Here is a 16,441-nt window from a genome sequence, read left to right as displayed (position 1 = left end):
AAGCTAAGGCATAACAAAAAGAAGGATTTATTATGCAACTCACTGCTATTGAACAACGTGTGATCGGCTGCCTACTTGAAAAACAAAGCACCACACCAGAGCATTACCCGCTGTCACTAAATGCATTGACCAATGCGTGCAATCAAAAATCGAACCGAGAGCCAGTGCTCACGCTCAGCGAAACTGAAGTACAAGAGGCGCTAGACTCGTTAGTTTCCCAGCGGTTAGTTACATTAGACGAAGGGTTATCTGGACGCGTAACTAAGTTCGCACATCGCTTTTGCAATACTGAATTTGGTAATTTACAGTTAACGGAGCAACAGCGCGCTATTATTTGTTTAATGCTGCTACGTGGCCCACAAACCCCTGGTGAATTAAGAACCCGCAGTAATCGGCTCGCTGAGTTTAATAATGTTGCTGAAGTTGAGTCGGCATTAAATGCCTTGATGACTGCCGAACATGTGACTAAACACCCACGAGAACCCGGCAAACGTGAAAGCCGTTACAGCCATTTATTTGCTGATCCACAAAGTGCTGTTGCAGTAGAACCACCTGAATTGCCAGCACTCAAAGCTGACGAGTTGAATGAGTTACTTGCTGAAATTGATGAGCTAAAAGCTGAATTACAAAAAATTAAGCTACATTTAGGGCTTTAAATTAAACCCTTTGAATTAGATAATAATTCCAATTACATTAAATAGAGATCATGCTTTTAAGCTAATTGGTATAACCATGACAACCAGTAATATTATTAGGAGAGCTCAGCATGCGCGCTGAAATAGTGGCAGAAATGAAAGTCCAGCCAAATATAGACGTCAACAACGAGATCACACGCCGCGTAAACTTTATAAAAAACCGTTTAGTGGCAGCACATTCACGCTCTTTAGTGCTGGGGATTAGTGGCGGTGTAGATTCATCTACCTGTGGTCGCTTATGCCAACTCGCCGTTAACGAATTAAATGCGCAGCAACAAACCGACAAGTATCAATTTATTGCGGTTCGCTTACCGTATGGTGTGCAAGCTGATGAAGCTGAAGCGCAATTGGCTGTTGATTTTATTCAACCAAATAAACGCCTAACAGTGAATATAAAACCCGCAGCAGACGGCATGCATGAGCAAGCATTAGCGGCAGTAGTAGGTTGCGGTGATGCACTGCCGGAACAAGCACAAATTGATTTTATTAAAGGTAATGTGAAAGCCCGCCAACGCATGGTCGCGCAATATGAAATTGCCGGACTGTGCCAAGGCCTCGTTGTTGGTACTGATCATAGCGCCGAGAACATTACTGGCTTTTATACTAAATTTGGTGATGGCGCATGCGACTTAGCGCCATTATTTGGCTTATCAAAACGCCAAGTACGCGCATTAGCCAAGCAGTTAGGTGCACCCGATTTACTCGTTAATAAAGCGCCAACCGCCGACCTAGAGTGTGATCGCCCAGGCCTTACTGATGAAGAAGCCCTTGGTTTAAGCTATGAACAAATTGATGACTTTTTAGAAGGCAAAGAAGTCAGTGACGAGGTAAGTGAAAAACTCATCGCAATTTATCTACGCACTCAACATAAACGCCAAGCTATTCCAACCATTTACGACGATCTTTAGGCTGTCATAAGCTCATAAACCGTAAATGACACTTCTAGGGCAATTAACAATAAGAAAAATGTGATTAATTGCCCGCTTTTCACTTTAGCACAAACATAAGCCCCTAACGGTGCTCCAACTACGACCACTGGAATAGCCGCTAATAAATACGACTGTATTTCGCTACTTAAGCTCTTGAAGAACCATACGTTAGCAATGCTTGCCACCACAGACGTTATTGCCATGATAATCACCGAGGTTGCAGTCGCTTTTTGAATATTAGCGTTGCAGGCGATAATCAATAACGCAAAAATAGCAATGTCAGCTCCTGAACCAACTAAGCCAGATGCAACTCCTCCAATAACAGCAACTAATGCAACTTTAAATGTACTAACGTGTATATCGGTTTGACTACATACATGTTGCACCCTGCTGTAAATACGCCATAAAAGAGTTAATGCGAAGCATATTAAAAGTACGCTAAAGACTCCTTTAACCACCAGTCTTGGTAATTGATCGGCAATAAAAGTAAGGCTTAGTAATACGCCAACTAACGCAGCAGGAGCTGCGATTAATACCACTTGGCGATAATATGGAATACCAGTAAAAATAATGGTTAATGCGGCCGCACTCATACCAAAACTTTGAATCGCTAACGAGAATACTTTTGCCGTTACAGGATCTATTGCCAGTAACTTAGTCATCACAGGAAATGCTACTGCGCCACCACCAAGTGCAGTGCCACCAGCAACAAAAGACCCAAAAGCCATAGTCACAGCAATGCTAAACTCTGCGATAACACTTTGTAGCGCGGCATTTGCGCCTTGCCAAGCAATTAATGAACAATACACGCCAGCAATAAATAACCAGGGGATCATACGCAGTTTATGGATCGGTTTAGGTGATGATTGCATAGTTACGGATCATAAATCGAAGTTTTATTATTATGCCTGACAATCATCGCAGAGCAAATGATCGCAACTGTTCGTTACGGCGTACAAACAGATTGTTATATGAGTGCAATATCTTTGCAGTAAAGATGAAATAGTTCTGTAATTTAGTTTATAGTTGTTAGTAAACACATGGTAATCCAGCTCATCGCATTAAAAAACCTAAGGATTTGTATTTAGTTATGACATCGCCCATTTTAATAACAGGTGCCGGCCAACGTATTGGTTTAGCACTGGCAAAACATTTTATAGCCCAAGGGCAAGCTATTATCGTTACTTACCGAACTCGCCATCCCGCTATTGATGAATTATCTGACCATGGTGCTGTATGTGTTTACGCAGACTTTAGCACTGACAAGGGCATTAATGAGTTTGTCAGTCAATTAAAGCTGCACACAAATAGCTTAAAGGCGGTGATCCACAATGCCTCGAGTTGGGATTGCGAAGCGAATAATCCAGATAGCAGTACGCTATTTGATAACATGATGCGGATCCATGCTAAAGCACCTTACTTAATTAACTTAGCGCTTAGCGAGTTACTGTTAAATTTCCAGCAACAGCAGCAACACCCTGCTGATATCATTCATTTAACTGATTATGTTGTTGAAAAAGGAAGTCCAAAGCATATCGCATATGCCGCAAGTAAAGCCGCCTTAGAAAATATGACAAAATCATTTGCAGCTAAGTTTGCCCCGAATATTAAAGTGAACGCTATCGCCCCTTCATTAATTATTTTTAATGATCACGATAGCGATGAGTACCGAGAAAAAACCCTTAAAAAATCATTAATGGGCATCGAGCCCGGTTGTCGCGAAATTATAAACAGCGTCGATTTATTGCTTAGCAGCCATTACATCACGGGACGTTCTTTACCCGTAGATGGTGGCAGACATTTAAAATAACGGATTAATCGAGAAATTTATGCACGATCAATTAAAAAATAGTTACCACGAAATTATTACTGCTGTAGGTGAAGATCCACAACGTGAAGGCCTATTAGACACGCCAAAACGCGCCGCCAAAGCGATGGAATATTTGACCAAAGGCTATCGTCAAACATTAGAAGAAATTACCAATAATGCGGTATTTACTTCTGATGCAGATGACATGGTTTTAATTCAAGATATAGAGCTTTATTCGATGTGTGAACATCATTTATTACCATTTGTAGGGCGCTGTCATATTGCTTATATTCCTAACGGCAAAGTGCTGGGTTTATCGAAATTTGCGCGTATTGTTGATATGTTTGCACGCCGCTTTCAAATTCAAGAACAACTGACTCATCAAATCGCTAAAGCGGTTGAAGAAGTCACCGGTGCTAAAGGCGTTGGTGTAATAGTGGAAGCAAAACATATGTGTATGATGATGCGTGGGGTTGAAAAACAAAACTCAAGTATGCGTACGTCGGTAATGCTAGGTAACTTCAGAGCCGATCCAAAAACCCGCAATGAGTTTTTACAACTTGTAAAAGGCTGATCCTATGGCCAATGCAATTATCCATGTAACTAACTTACGGCTGCGCACTTTTATTGGCTTTAATCCCGATGAACGTGAGAAAAAGCAGGATGTAGTGATCAATTTAGAAATTCACTATCCTGCTGAGCAAGCCTGTGAAACGGATCAAGTTGAACAAGCACTTAATTATAAAGTGATCACCAAAGAAGTGATTAGTATTGTTGAACAAGGTCACTTTTTATTGCTTGAAAAACTAGTGGCAGAAATACTCAGTGTTTGCCATAGCCATAGCAGCGTGAATTATGCAAAAGTGCGAGTTGATAAACCTCACGCTTTGCGTTTTGCAGATTCAGTATCGCTAACACTCGATTGGAGTAAAGCTTAAAGCAACTTATCCAGCCCAACGGCAAAGGCTAGTACAAGCAAGTAACGTGCGCCTTTGCCAAGGGTAACCAGCCATAAAAATGTCCACCAGCGCACTTTAAAAATGCCTCCTACAACTGTTAGCGGATCACCAATAATTGGTAGCCATGCCAACAACAGGCTATAAACACCATACTTTTCAAAGCGCTCTGCAGCCTTATCGATACTTGCCTGTGACACGGGAAACCATTTCCGATCCTTAAAACGTATGACTTGCGTGCCTAACCAGTAATTAACGCAACTACCTAGTACGTTACCAACTGTGGCACTGAGCCATAACAACCAAAGTAAATATTCTCCTTTGGTCACCATTGCTGTGAGTACCACTTCTGATGAGCTTGGCAATAATGTTGCCGAAATAAACGCAGTAAAGAACAGAGTTAAATAAGCCATCGAAGCCTTTATTAATGCATATAAAAAACCCAGCATTTGCTGGGTTTGATAAAAATGAAGAGTAGTTTATTTTATCAATTGTAAGCTAAATGGGTAGTTAAACTCTTTACCGTCATTAGTTTTGATTGCGCCAATCACCACCATAATAAACGAGAAAATAGCGACTATAGGTAATAGAATTACCCCGATAACTGCAAACATCAAAATCAAACACACTATATATGCTATGAACATAGTGATTTGAAAGTTAAGCGATTTACGCCCATGTTCAGCCACTAATGGCATTTCGTCTTTTTTTATTAACCAGACAATCAGCGGACCGATGATACTACCCATAGGTATAATAAATCCGGCTAATGCGCTTAAATGACATAACATCGCCCACATACGCTCATCTTTACTCGTTATAACTGGTTCAACCTGTTGATTATCTTCCATTACCATCTCCTTATTTCGTTAATACCTATATGCTGACCTTTTTCAGTCTTAATGTCTAGATTTTAATCAGCGTCGTCGATACTGCTAAGCTCGAGCAAGTGTGCAAAACCACAACACTTAATTTAGACAAAAAATTAAGGCGTAACCTAAGTCACGCCTTAATTGTAAAACACTAAAATCAGTTATTACTTTTTAATACCAGCTAGATCTAAGATAAATGCATAATTTAGAGCTGTATCTTGAAGGCTTTTAAAACGCCCAGATGCGCCACCATGGCCTGCTTCCATATCAATTTTAAACAGTAATTTATTATCATCGGTTTTAAACTCACGTAATTTTGCAACCCATTTTGCTGGTTCAAAATATTGCACTTGAGAATCATGCAAACCTGTGGTGACCAACATATTTGGATACGCTTGTTTACTCACTTGATCGTACGGTGAGTAAGACAGCATATAATCATAATATAGTTTGTCATTTGGGTTGCCCCACTCGCCGTACTCGTTGGTTGTTAATGGTAAGCTCGCATCTAACATAGTGGTCACTACATCAACAAATGGCACAGCCGCAACCATCCCCTGATAAAGCTCTGGTGCTTGGTTTGCCACGGCGCCCATTAATAAGCCGCCCGCACTGCCGCCCATCGCGAATATTTTATCTTGCGCACCATACTGCTGGGTAACTAAGCCTTTGGTTACATCAACAAAGTCATTAAAAGTATTCTTTTTATTGAGTAGCTTGCCATCTTCATACCAAGGACGACCAAGCATCTGCGAGCCACGAATATGCGCGATAGCAAATACAAAGCCTCGCTCAAGTAAACTCAAACGGCTACTAGAAAAACTTGGATCCATGGTTGCCCCATACGACCCATAGCCATATTGTAACAATGGATTAGTGCCATCTTTTTTGAATTTATCTTTGCGATAAACTAAACTCACCGGTACTTTTACGCCATCTCGCGCAGTAATAAATAGTCGCTCCGATGCATAATTATCGGCATTAAAATCACCGATCACTTGTTGCTGTTTTAACAGTGTTTTCGTTGTGCTATTCAAATCGATATCATACGATGAACCAGGCGTCGTCATACTGGCATAATATACTCGTAAGCTTTCGCTATCTAATTCATTATTACCATATGTTCTGACCATATAACTGCTGTCATTAAAGCTCAGCTGCTGTTCATCACCCGACTTTAAGTTGCGTATCGTTAAACGAGATTGCCCCATTTCACGCTCTTTATACACTAAATGATCTGTGAACAAATCGATGCCTTCAAGCTTAATATCATCACGCGCGGCGATCAGTGTTTGCCAATTCGCTTTGTCGTGCGCTTTATCTTTATCCACCGTCATTAGCTGAAAGTTTACTGCGTTAAGGTTAGTGACTATGTAATAAGTATCACCGAGTTTAGCAATATCATATTCTAGGTTTTCTTCACGTTCAATTAAGCGCTTTGGCTGCGCCTTGACGTCATTAGCATCAATTACCGACACACCTGAAGCGTTAGTACTGCCATGCCAAATATAAATTTCTTGTTTGTCTTTACTCTTACCAAGGCCAGTGTAATAACTTGTGTTAGTCTCTTCGTACACTAACTCATCTTGTGCTTGTGGCGTACCTAAGGTATGGCGATAAACCTGATAACCTAACAATGTCTGTAAGTCTTTTTTAATGTAATAAAAAGTTTTATTATCATTCGCCCAGACGATATCACCATCGGTCCCTTCGAGCTTATCTTCTAGTAATTTACCGGTCTTTAAATCTTTCACTAAAATAGAGTAGATACGTCGACTTACCGTGTCTTCACCATATGCTAATAAGTGACCATTTGGGCTGACAGATAAACCTGTTGCCGCGAAATAGTCATGGCCTTTTGCCAACTCATTTACATCTAATATAACGTGTTGATCAGTGCCCTTATCATCGCTACTGCGAACATAAGTCGGGTATTCATTATCCCCTCGCGTTTGCGATGAATAATAATAATCGCCACTCTTAGTTGGCACGGAGTCATCATCTTTTTGAATGCGCCCTTTTAACTCTTCAAACAAAGTAGTTTGTAAAGCTTTAGTATGCTTTAGCATCGCATCAGTATAGGTATTTTCTGCATTAAGGTGTGCTATGACAGCTGCATCTTTTCGTGCATCGTCACGCATCCAATAGTAATTATCGGTGCGCGTATCACCATGAATAGTCATTTCGAAAGGGATCTTATTGGCTATAGGTGCAGTTACATTAACCACTGCAGCTTCACTCTGTACAGCCTCGGATTTTATATTATTTTGTTCTGGGGCTTTATTACAGCCCGCTAAAATAGCTAACGACAAAGCCGCTAACGCAAATGATTGACGTGTTTTCATAGTATTCCCTAGAGTTATTATTATTCCACTACTAGCAATATATCTAACTAGCTGTTGATTACCTATATTAGTTTGTAAAGCAATGTAAAAAGGGAGCCTAAGCTCCCTTTGTTTGATTAACTTTGCTCGTTAGTCACTGATAATTAAAATGACTAACTAAACAATTACTTTTATTTACGGCGGCGCATAAATGCAAATGGTGCAATAAGCAATGTTAACCATGCTAGTGAACCGCTGTCACCGTCATTATTATCGTCATCTTTGCCCACAATATTCTTTACTCGTACTTCAACAGCAACAGCTTTAGAGTTATTACCCGCACTATCAACAGCGATAACACTAAATGTAAAGTTACGCTCATATTCATAATCAATACTACCTGCAACAACAATTTCACCCGCAGCATTAACAGTGACTAAGTCAGTGCCTGACACAATAAACTTAGTAACAGGACTTACATCAGCATCTGGATCACTAAAGTTAAGTTTACCAATCACAGTGCCAAGCGCTGTATTTTCATCAACACTAAAGCGTTGTTTATCAGCAATAACTGGCGTGTTTTCTAATGCGTCTTGCGCTACAGTGATTGTTACTTCAACAGCTGCAGATTGATTACCAGCACTATCCGTTGCACTAACCATCAGCTTTATCTCAGGTGTTGCATCATAATCAACGTCACCCACCACTGTGATTTGGCCAAGTTCATCAATTGCAATACCGTTATGACCTGCCACTGTGTAGCTTACAATTGGTGTTACTGCTGTATCTGGATCAATAGCACGTATTTGACCAATCACAGTGCCTACCACGGCATTTTCTTGCACTTTAAAAGTTTGCCCGGCTTCGATAATTGGCGCAACTTCTGCTCCTTCATCAGCGACATTTAACACGTTAATCGTCACAATTTCAGCAGCTGACTGATGACCATCTTCATCAATTGCGACTATCTCTAACGTAATAGTACTTTGCTCTTCAAAATTAAGTAGTTGAGCAACGGTTAGCATCCCCGTATTATCAATCGTGATTGCATCACTTCCCGCTACAGTAAACATAGTGATTGAACTGTTATCTGGATCTGTGAAAGCTAATTGAGCAAATGCGGTAGCTACTGGGGTGTTTTCTGCAACAGAGAATACTTGGCCAGAATTTATAATTGGGGTTACTTCGCTCGCTTCATCTGCAACATTGGTAATGTTAATAGTAATAACAGCAGGCTCTGATGTATTTCCCAAAGTATCGATGGCAACAACGACTAGTTCAGCGATGTGCTTACCAACTTCAAAATCAACTAACTCGCTGTTTGATACAAGAATTTGCCCTTTATTATCAACACTAAAGCCTTGATGAGTTTGCGATTGCACATAAAACTCAGCAATCGCTAAATCTCTATCTGATTCCACAACACTCAAGGTGCCAACGAGATGGCCGTTTTCCGCATTTTCAACAACATCAAATGATGCATTTGCAAGCTTAGGAGCCTGCGTTTTTGGTAACACTAAGTCTTCAGCAGTCACTAATTTCAGTACATCTTGTAATGACGATGCTGTAAAAGCAAATGGCGCACTAGCATTCACAATCGCTTTTTCACCTGGCGCAAGTTGATTTACGACTGTATCACTGCCATCCACCGCAGTTAAACTCACTGACGCTGAAGAACTAAAGGTCGTAGCGCCAACTAGACTATCTGTTTCAAAGTACACGCCGCCACCATAAGATGGATAGCCTACAGATGCCTTAATATTTAACGGATCACCTAAATTATCACGTGTTAACCCCAGTGTGCTGCTACATACCGAGAAGGTAATGGTATCTGCACCAGCTGATTGATATAACGGTGTCAAAAACCGAAGCGTTTCTGCGCCAGTGTCATCGATAGTACCAATAACAGTACGTGAACGCCCTGGCGAAGTCGTTTTACGACCTCGGTCATTGTAGTTCTGCATAAGGAAGTCATAGGCACCATCGTTGTTGGTGTCTATATCTAAACGATAACCTGCTTGGAATACATGAGTGATCTCATCACGTAACTGAATCGATGCTGTAACTAATACACCAGATTCACATCCTTCAGCTGCTATTGCATTGAATGTCGTTGCAAGAATATTGAACGGTGCCTCTGCTGCTGACTTAACTTTACCAGTTGCAACAATATTTTCTGTCATTGTTGAAACTGTTGTTGCCCCGGTATTCTCAACGATAAGTTGCATCTCATTACCAACCACTTCCGGAGCAATACTTAATTCACTAGCCGCTTTTGGTAGCGCATGATAAACAACATGTAGCGCATAATCTGAATCAGTATCATCCACATCGTCAAACACTAAGGCGCCGTCAAACTCTGCGAGCGTTAATGCGGCGCTTCGTGCAGCTACCGACTCGGCATCAAATGGGTTTTCCAGTTTCCACTCGTGCAATTTACTAGGATCAACCGTTAGCGTTACATCAAACTCTGTAGTTTGACCTGCGGGAATTGTTACGCTGCCTGGAATATCCCAACTGATTGCACCGCTGTTTTTATCATTTTCGTAACGTGCTTCAGTCCGTAATTTGTAGGTTTTTTCTTGTGTCGAGAAATTTTTCACGGTGACTGTTTTGCTGATTGACCTAACGCCAGTAAAGTTTTCTAAGCCAAACGATAATGCCGCTTGTTTAGTTTTAAACTCGGTATTATCAACCCATGCTGCAACAGGCAGATTAACCGCTTTTTCAACGTTAACTAAACCAGCACCAATCATACTAATTGGTGCTAATTCAGAATCTGGATTTGTGCTAAGCGGCTCATTAGTCACATTTAGATCTGCCGTATTCATTAATGTTGCTTTAATTTCAAAGGCATTACGCTGTGGGTGTGCTGCGCGTACTAACGCAACCGCACCGGCAGTAATCGGTCCTGAAAAGGATGTACCTGAGGCTGGAGCTAGTTGATCTTGCGTACCAGTTGCTGCAACCATAATGCTTGTACCTGGCGCTGTGATTTCAGGTTTTAATAAACCATCCATTGATGGACCGCGCGATGAAAAGGTTGCCACAGCACCTGATGTTACTTTACGCTCAACAACTAAGCTATATGCAGCCTTGCCTGATGCTTTAAGCTCCGCTTTTATCGCTGCCCCGGCAGCATAAGTAATGCCAATATTTGGGATAGTAACCGTGGCATCAAATCCACCCATTGAAGCAGGAGTACCGTCATCTTCGTTATTTGCAATAAATACAAACGATGCGCCGCGCTGTTGTGCATGCAGTACTTTTTTCGTGAAATTACATTCACCACGGTCTATAAGCACCGCTTTATTATTAAAATCGGTGTCTTCTGAAAATGCTTCACAGCCATTTTGATTTGCGGTTGGGTAAACAAGTTCAGCATCGGTATCTGCCATAGCAAATGCGGTTTGCGGACCAAAACCTGAAACTTGAAAAACAACCTCTTCTCCAAGCACGGTACCTGAAGCAATCCCAATATCTAATGTTGGATGCGTCATCGCACCAACTGCAAGTGCGTTTGGCGTGGTACTTGGTCCCCCAATACGAAAAGGATGATCGCCATCATTGCCTGCTGAGATAACAACATTTACACCTAAATCAACCGCTTTTTGAATTAAGTATTGAGTACCTCCGTCAGTTTCAGTGCCACCAAACTCGCCACCTAAAGACATATTAATAACATCTACGCGGTCAGAGATATCGCCATCACCATTAGGATCCATTGCCGCTTCTAATGCTGATGCTTGTGCTGCGCTTGGACAACCACCACCACACACTGAGTACACATATAACTCTACTTCAGGAGCAATTCCAGTGACAGAGTGAGAAACAGACGTACCATGACTGGTCGGTTCATCAACATCGGGGATCACGACTACAGGATCATGTTCAATTGGATCAGCATCGTCACGAATAAAGTCGTAGCCACCATGTACGATGCCTTGCGGCCAAGCTACAGAAGTAGGATCAGCTTGAGCTGCGTCATACGCCTCTACGGTACCAGCACCACCAAAAACGTTGTGCGTGTAGTCAACACCTGTATCCAGTACCGCTACCGTTTGACCTTTACCTGTTACAACCCCATTTGCAACCAATGGTGAAGCTTTTAAATAATCTGCAGATGCGGCGACATGTAATTCATAATCATACATTGGCAGCACTTTCTCAACTCGGTAGTCACGGGCAATTTTTTCTAACGCCTCAGGACTTGCTTGTACAATTAAAGTAGGCGCCAGCACTTTAGTTTGGCCAATTACTTTTGTACCAAAATCTAGACTACTTAGTTCAATTGTCACTGCACTTTGCACTTGCTCAATTTGTGCAATGGTTGCACGGCTGTCACCTATTTGATAAATACCTTGCGCCATTAGATCGGCAGCGGTTGTCGCTCTTAGCACAATCATATGAGCTGATGGTAACTGTTCTTTAACATCGGTTTCATTAAATGTAGCTGTAGAGAAATTATTGAGAGCGGTAATACTGTGTGCTGCTTGCACTGTTTGTGCATTTACCGATGCCGCCATTAGTGCTGATGATACTGCAATTGATAAGGCTGTTTTTGTTATTAACTTGTTAGACATAAATTCCTCTGATGAGATTATTGTTATTAAATGCTCCCAAAAAGAAACATTAAGTCCCGAATACTACACCAGCAAGAAACAAAAAAACAACATTGAAACAAAAAATGTAACCATTTTAGGTAATAACAATAAATTTAAAACAAAAAAAATACCGCCCTATGGCGGTATTTTAACTAAAGCTATATGCCTTTAGAGGCTATATTACTACTTTTGTTTACGGCGACGCATAAATGCAAACGGTGCTACAAGCAGCGTTAACCACGCTAGCGAACCAGAGCTATCATTGTCGTCATCATCGTTCGCACGTAGATTGTTAACGTCAATCTCAACACTTACCGCTTTCGATACATAACCTTTGCTATCTTCAGCTTGAACACTGAAAACAATCTCTTTATCAAACTCATAGTCAATTTCACCCATAGTCACAATTGAACCATCTAACTGAACACTAACTAATGTTGTTCCAGATACAATAAAACGAGTAATTGGCGAAATATCCATATCAGGGTCTGAGAATACCAATTGACCCAACACGGTACCAATGGCAACATTTTCATCAGTTCTGAATTTTTGACCACCCTCAATGACTGGGGCATGAGATTTAGGATCGGCGGTTACATTCAACATAACTTGCACAACCTCAGACTCTAAGCCGCTGTCATCCATTACTGTTACATCAAGAGTCATAGTTGGAGTTGCATAATAACTTAGGCTGCCAGTGACAACTAGCTCACCCTTATTATTAATACTAATTAAGTTTGTGTTTGCAACCGTACCACCAGTAACCATTGTTGCCGCACTTTCAAACAAACTATGATCAAGCATGCCAATCACTGTACCTTCGGCTGCGGATTCAATAATACTGAAATTTTGCCCTTTTGCTACAACTGGTAACTCATCTGCATCATTGGTAATCGTTACTTTAATATCGGCTGCTGCAGATTCAGTACCAAGTAAATCAGTCGCCTTCACTGTTAAAATGATTTCTTTAATGTCAGACTCAAAATCCAACATACTCGTATCTTCAACCATGATATCGCCAGTTTCAGCATCAATCATTAAGCCTGGAGCAGACATACTCACAACAGTAAAGTTTGTTATACGTAGTGCTGGAGTATCTTCAAAACTAAGTCTACCAATAGTAATACCATCAAGTGCAGTTTCATTAATTGTAAACTCTTCTACAACGAGATTAGGCACAGCTGGAACAGCCGGAACACCAGTTACTGAATTAGTATATACATCTGTCCCTGTAGCTGAGGTCAATGCGAAATTACCATCAGCTCTAATTACAGCCTTCTGACCTGGAGCAAGTTCAGATAATTTAGTTTCAGCGTCTTCTGTCGATTCCAAAGTAACCACCGGATTACCTGTAAACACAGTAGAACCAACTACACTATCGGTTTCAGAGAACACACCGGCTTGATAATTTGGATAACCAACTGAAGCTGCAATGTTAATTGTGCTGCCCAGCATATTTGCATCTAAGCCTAACAAATTACTACATCCAGAGAAGGTCACTGTATCTTCACCAGCAGCATGATACATCGGTGTACCCCACTGCCACACATCCTCACCTGCGGCATCGATTTCACCAATTAATGTACGGCTGCGCCCAGGTATTGCTGCATCACGGCCAACATCATTAATATTCATCATAAAGTGATCATAAACACCATCATTATCAATATCGAGATTCATACGAACACCGATTTGACGCATGTGGGTAATTTCATCTCGTAATTGAATTGAAGATGTAATGAACACACCTGACTCACATGTCTCAGACGTATAAGCAGCAAATGTAGTTGAGAGAATATCAAAGTCAGCGTCGCGGTTCTCTTCACTTGTAGCAACCACTGATTCTGCAATTGGTAATATCGTAGTCGCCCCCACATTGGTTACAACCAACTCACCAACACCATTAACTTCTTCATATGAAAAAGCTAATTCAGCACCGGCTTTAGGTATCGCATGGTAAACAATGTGCAAGTCATGATCTGTGTCGGCTGTTGAAGTATCATCAAATACCAGCGCACCATCAAACTCAGCCATAGTCAGTGACGGACTACGAGCTGCTAGATCCTCTTGGCTAAATGGGTTTTCTAACGTCCACTTATGCAGTTTAGATGGATCAACTGTCATGGTTACATCGAATGTTGTTACCGTATTTGCCGCAACAGTTACGCTACGTGGAATATCAAAACTAACAGCACCAGTATCCACATCATTCATATAACGCTCTTCAATACGAAGGTCATATGTTTTGTCTGCATCAGAGAAATTTTTCAACGTCACTGTTTTTGTAAAGCTGGTTGTTTCTGTCATGCGTTCTAAACCGAACGATAGCGCCGCTTGTTTAGTTTTGAATGTTTCATCTTCAACCCATGCCGCAACAGGTAAGTTAACAGCTTTGTCAACATTTACTAAGCCTGCACCGATAGAACTAATTGGTGCAAGTGGAGAATCTGGGTTAGTACTAATCGGCTCTACGGTTATATTTAAGTCAGCCGCATTCATGATTGTCGCTTTAATTTCAAGTGCAGTACGATCTGGATGCGCTTCACGAACTAATGCAACAGCACCAGCAGTGATCGGACCTGAAAATGAAGTACCTGTTGCGGGTGCTAATTGATCTTGTGTACCAGTTGCCGCTACCATGATATCAGTACCTGGCGCTGTAATTTCAGGTTTTAGTAAACCATCCATTGATGGACCACGAGATGAGAACGATGCAACTGCACCCGCTAGCACTTTACGTTCAATCGTTATGCTATATGTTGGCATTTCACCGGCTGTTAAAGCAGCTTTCATTGCTGCCCCTGCAGCAAAATTAATACCGACATTAGGAATTGTTACTGCTGCATCAAAGCCACCCATTGGCGCAGGCGTACCATCATCAACATTATTTGCTACAAATACAAACTTAGCACCACGATCTTGAGCGCTTAATACTTTTTGAGTGAAATTACAGGCACCACGGTCAATAATTACCGCTTTGTCAGTAAAGTCAGTTTCAGCAGAAAATGCCACGCAGCCATTTTGGTTTTCTTCAGGGTAAACAACTTCAGCATCGGCATCTGTCATTACAAACGCAGTTTGTGGACCAAAACCTGACGGCTGAATTGTGGTCTCTGCACCTTCAACTGTGCCAGATGCAACGCCAACATCATTTGCAGGATGCGTCATCGCGCCAACAGAGAGTGCATTTGGCGTCGTAGAAGGACCGCCAATGCGGAATGGGTTATCACCATCATTACCAGCAGAAATAACAACGTTCACACCTGCATCTACGGCTTGCTGAATTAAAAACTGCGTACCACCACCGATGTATGTGTCACCAAACTCTCCACCTAAAGACATATTAATTACATCAACTCGGTCTTCTGAATCACCATCACCATTTGGATCCATAGCGGCTTCTAATGCCGAAACCTGTGCTGCACTTGGACAACCACCGCCACACACTGAATACACGTATAGCTCCACCGCTGGTGCAATACCAGTGACAGAGTGAGATACAGATGTACCATGGCTAGTTGCTGCATCTTCTTCTGTTGGAGTAGCTGGATCATTTTCAATTGGATCAGCATCATCACGCATGAAGTCATAACCACCCATAACTTGACCTTGTGGCCAAGTCACTGCAGTTGGATCTGCTTGAGCTGCTTCATAAGCTTCAACAGTTCCTTCACCACCAAAAATTTTGTGAGTATAATCAATACCTGTATCTAGTACTGCAACAGTTTGCGTTGCACCTGTTACTGTACCATTTGTTACTAATGGTGACGCTTTGATGTAGTCAGCAGTTGCTGCAACATGAAGGTCGTAATCAAACATAGGTAAAACACGCTCTACACGCGAGTCTTTTGCAATTCTATCTAGTGCACCTTGGCTTGCTTGAACAATTAACGTCGGCGCCAAAATTTTAGTTGAACCAAGTACTTTTACATTGCTATCAAGGGTAAATAGCTTATCTTGAACTTGGCTTTGTAACGTTGCAACTTGATTATAGCTCTGACGAGCATCAGAAACATTGTAGACCCCCTGCTCCATCATATCAGCTGCTGTTTTTGTTTTTAAAACAACAAGGTATGCTGATGGTTGATTTTTATTTACAATATCGGTCTGTGATACTGGCGTGTAGCTGGTATGCTTAAGTACGCTGTTATTTATTGTATTTGCATTTACAGCGCCTGTAACTAAGATACTTGTTACAGCGGTTGCAACCGCCGTTCTTTTTATTAGATTCTTAGACATGATTTCCCCTGG

11 protein-coding genes are annotated in these 16,441 nt (G+C 41.5%); 5 read left to right on the top strand and 6 right to left on the bottom strand.

Features of this window, described 5'->3' with window-relative positions; translation table 11 throughout:
* Nucleotides 1–32 precede the first annotated feature (32 nt).
* Together H5200_RS03525 and nadE are read left to right on the top strand one after the other, a co-directional pair.
* Nucleotides 33–656, top strand: a complete 624-nt coding sequence (locus H5200_RS03525) for a YceH family protein (RefSeq protein WP_145239982.1) — start codon at nt 33–35, stop codon at nt 654–656.
* 110 nt (nt 657–766) lie between these two features.
* A complete protein-coding gene (gene nadE, locus H5200_RS03520) occupies nt 767–1,603 on the top strand; it encodes an ammonia-dependent NAD(+) synthetase (RefSeq protein ID WP_149982194.1) in 837 nt (278 codons plus the stop codon).
* Here nadE and H5200_RS03515 read toward each other — a convergent pair.
* A complete protein-coding gene (locus H5200_RS03515) occupies nt 1,600–2,496 on the bottom strand; it encodes a sulfite exporter TauE/SafE family protein (protein WP_182760955.1) in 897 nt (298 codons plus the stop codon). The genes nadE and H5200_RS03515 overlap by 4 nt on opposite strands.
* A gap of 218 nt (nt 2,497–2,714) precedes the next feature.
* On the opposite strand from H5200_RS03515, the gene folM reads away from it, so the two are divergent.
* From folM to folX, 3 genes are read left to right on the top strand one after another with little or no spacing between them, the layout of a single operon-like run.
* Entirely contained in the window at nt 2,715–3,434 is a 720-nt protein-coding gene (gene folM, locus H5200_RS03510) for a dihydromonapterin reductase (RefSeq protein WP_182760954.1), read from the top strand.
* 19 nt (nt 3,435–3,453) lie between these two features.
* Complete coding sequence (folE, locus tag H5200_RS03505) at nt 3,454–4,008, top strand: GTP cyclohydrolase I FolE (RefSeq protein ID WP_145239988.1); 555 nt, start codon at nt 3,454–3,456, stop codon at nt 4,006–4,008.
* Nucleotides 4,009–4,012: 4 nt separating this feature from the next.
* Entirely contained in the window at nt 4,013–4,372 is a 360-nt protein-coding gene (gene folX / locus H5200_RS03500) for a dihydroneopterin triphosphate 2'-epimerase (protein WP_145239990.1), read from the top strand.
* On the opposite strand, the gene H5200_RS03495 is transcribed toward folX, so the two are convergent.
* The 5 genes from H5200_RS03495 to H5200_RS03475 all read right to left on the bottom strand — a co-directional run bounded on the left by H5200_RS03495 (nt 4,369) and on the right by H5200_RS03475 (nt 16,429).
* On the bottom strand, nt 4,369–4,803 hold the full coding sequence (locus tag H5200_RS03495; protein ID WP_145239992.1) for a YqaA family protein: 435 nt from the start codon (nt 4,801–4,803) through the stop codon (nt 4,369–4,371). The genes folX and H5200_RS03495 overlap by 4 nt on opposite strands.
* A 66-nt stretch (nt 4,804–4,869) precedes the next feature.
* Nucleotides 4,870–5,241 carry a DUF4870 domain-containing protein gene (locus H5200_RS03490; RefSeq protein ID WP_145239994.1) on the bottom strand — a complete coding sequence of 124 codons (372 nt, stop codon included), beginning with the start codon at nt 5,239–5,241 and terminating at the stop codon, nt 4,870–4,872.
* A gap of 185 nt (nt 5,242–5,426) precedes the next feature.
* Nucleotides 5,427–7,607: a S9 family peptidase gene (locus H5200_RS03485; protein ID WP_182760953.1), complete on the bottom strand. Its 2,181-nt coding sequence runs from the start codon at nt 7,605–7,607 to the stop codon at nt 5,427–5,429.
* Between the two features lie 170 nt (nt 7,608–7,777).
* Entirely contained in the window at nt 7,778–12,169 is a 4,392-nt protein-coding gene (locus H5200_RS03480) for a S8 family serine peptidase (protein WP_182717486.1), read from the bottom strand.
* Nucleotides 12,170–12,373: 204 nt separating this feature from the next.
* On the bottom strand, nt 12,374–16,429 hold the full coding sequence (locus H5200_RS03475) for a S8 family serine peptidase (RefSeq protein WP_182760952.1): 4,056 nt from the start codon (nt 16,427–16,429) through the stop codon (nt 12,374–12,376).
* Nucleotides 16,430–16,441: the final 12 nt, after the last annotated feature.

This window comes from Pseudoalteromonas sp. SG43-7, assembly GCF_014164295.1.
Taxonomy (GTDB): domain Bacteria; phylum Pseudomonadota; class Gammaproteobacteria; order Enterobacterales; family Alteromonadaceae; genus Pseudoalteromonas; species Pseudoalteromonas rhizosphaerae.
The sequence above is the reverse complement of the archived record's forward strand: the minus strand, read 5'-3'. Positions and strand labels throughout refer to the sequence as shown.

Bases quoted from the DNA above. Each gene is read 5' to 3' on its own strand.
- H5200_RS03525 (WP_145239982.1), top strand. From the start codon at position 33: ATGCAACTCACTGCTATTGAACAACGTGTGATCGGCTGCCTACTTGAA.
- nadE (WP_149982194.1), top strand. From the start codon at position 767: ATGCGCGCTGAAATAGTGGCAGAAATGAAAGTCCAGCCAAATATAGAC.
- H5200_RS03515 (WP_182760955.1), bottom strand. From the start codon at position 2,496: ATGCAATCATCACCTAAACCGATCCATAAACTGCGTATGATCCCCTGG.
- folM (WP_182760954.1), top strand. From the start codon at position 2,715: ATGACATCGCCCATTTTAATAACAGGTGCCGGCCAACGTATTGGTTTA.
- folE (WP_145239988.1), top strand. From the start codon at position 3,454: ATGCACGATCAATTAAAAAATAGTTACCACGAAATTATTACTGCTGTA.
- folX (WP_145239990.1), top strand. From the start codon at position 4,013: ATGGCCAATGCAATTATCCATGTAACTAACTTACGGCTGCGCACTTTT.
- H5200_RS03495 (WP_145239992.1), bottom strand. From the start codon at position 4,803: ATGGCTTATTTAACTCTGTTCTTTACTGCGTTTATTTCGGCAACATTA.
- H5200_RS03490 (WP_145239994.1), bottom strand. From the start codon at position 5,241: ATGGAAGATAATCAACAGGTTGAACCAGTTATAACGAGTAAAGATGAG.
- H5200_RS03485 (WP_182760953.1), bottom strand. From the start codon at position 7,607: ATGAAAACACGTCAATCATTTGCGTTAGCGGCTTTGTCGTTAGCTATT.
- H5200_RS03480 (WP_182717486.1), bottom strand. From the start codon at position 12,169: ATGTCTAACAAGTTAATAACAAAAACAGCCTTATCAATTGCAGTATCA.
- H5200_RS03475 (WP_182760952.1), bottom strand. From the start codon at position 16,429: ATGTCTAAGAATCTAATAAAAAGAACGGCGGTTGCAACCGCTGTAACA.